This is a genomic window from Halomonas gemina (assembly GCF_023554995.1).
Lineage (GTDB): Bacteria > Pseudomonadota > Gammaproteobacteria > Pseudomonadales > Halomonadaceae > Halomonas > Halomonas gemina.
On the sequence record NZ_JAMJPK010000019.1, the window covers coordinates 1 to 1613 of the forward strand.

Sequence of the window (1613 nt, forward strand, 5' to 3'; positions counted from 1 at the left end):
GCGGTAGAGGAGCGTCGTGTAAGCCGACGAAGGTGGATCGAGAGGTCTGCTGGAGGTATCACGAGTGCGAATGCTGACATGAGTAACGACAAGGGGAGTGAAAAACTCCCCCGCCGGAAGACCAAGGGTTTCTGTTCGACGCTAATCGGAGCAGAGTGAGTCGGCCCCTAAGGCGAGGCCGAAAGGCGTAGTCGATGGGAAACGGGTCAATATTCCCGTACCTCACTGTATTGCGATGGGGGGACGAAGAAGGCTAGGTGAGCCAGGCGTTGGTTGTCCTGGTGAAAGTCAGTAGGCTGGGGAATCAGGCAAATCCGGTTCCCCAAGGCCGAGAGACGAGACGAACAGACTACGGTCTGGAAGTCATCGATGCCACGCTTCCAGGAAAAGCCTCTAAGCTTCAGATACAGTGGGACCGTACCCCAAACCGACACAGGTGGTCAGGTAGAGAATACCCAGGCGCTTGAGAGAACTCGGGTGAAGGAACTAGGCAAAATGGTGCCGTAACTTCGGGAGAAGGCACGCCGCACTAGCGTGAGAGGACATGCTCCTTAAGCGTGACGCGGTCGAAGATACCAGGTGGCTGCAACTGTTTATTAAAAACACAGCACTCTGCAAACGCGCAAGCGGACGTATAGGGTGTGACGCCTGCCCGGTGCCGGAAGGTTAAGTGATGGTGTTAGCGCAAGCGAAGCTCCTGATCGAAGCCCCGGTAAACGGCGGCCGTAACTATAACGGTCCTAAGGTAGCGAAATTCCTTGTCGGGTAAGTTCCGACCTGCACGAATGGCGTAATGATGGCCACGCTGTCTCCACCCGAGACTCAGTGAAATTGAAATCGCAGTGAAGATGCTGTGTACCCGCGGCTAGACGGAAAGACCCCGTGAACCTTTACTATAGCTTCACACTGGACGCTGATGTTGCTTGTGTAGGATAGCTGGGAGGCTTGGAAACCCGGACGCCAGTTCGGGTGGAGCCAACCTTGAAATACCAGCCTGGCATCATTGGCGTTCTAACTCAGGTCCGTGATCCGGATCGAGGACCGTGTGTGGTGGGTAGTTTGACTGGGGCGGTCTCCTCCCAAAGCGTAACGGAGGAGCACGAAGGTACCCTCAGCACGGTTGGAAATCGTGCATTGAGTGCAAGAGCATAAGGGTGCTTAACTGCGAGACAGACACGTCGAGCAGGTACGAAAGTAGGTTCTAGTGATCCGGTGGTTCTGTATGGAAGGGCCATCGCTCAACGGATAAAAGGTACTCCGGGGATAACAGGCTGATACCGCCCAAGAGTTCACATCGACGGCGGTGTTTGGCACCTCGATGTCGGCTCATCACATCCTGGGGCTGAAGTCGGTCCCAAGGGTATGGCTGTTCGCCATTTAAAGTGGTACGCGAGCTGGGTTTAGAACGTCGTGAGACAGTTCGGTCCCTATCTGCCGTGGGCGTTGGATGTTTGAGAAGTGCTGCTCCTAGTACGAGAGGACCGGAGTGGACGCACCTCTGGTGTTCCGGTTGTCACGCCAGTGGCATTGCCGGGTAGCTATGTGCGGACGGGATAACCGCTGAAAGCATCTAAGCGGGAAGCCCCCTTCAAGATGAGACATCCCCGAGGCCT

Annotated in this window: 1 rRNA gene; it reads left to right on the top strand. The window is 55.7% G+C overall.

Annotated elements, in window-relative coordinates:
• Positions 1-1613, top strand: a 23S ribosomal RNA gene (locus tag M8009_RS18830); the annotation flags it as partial.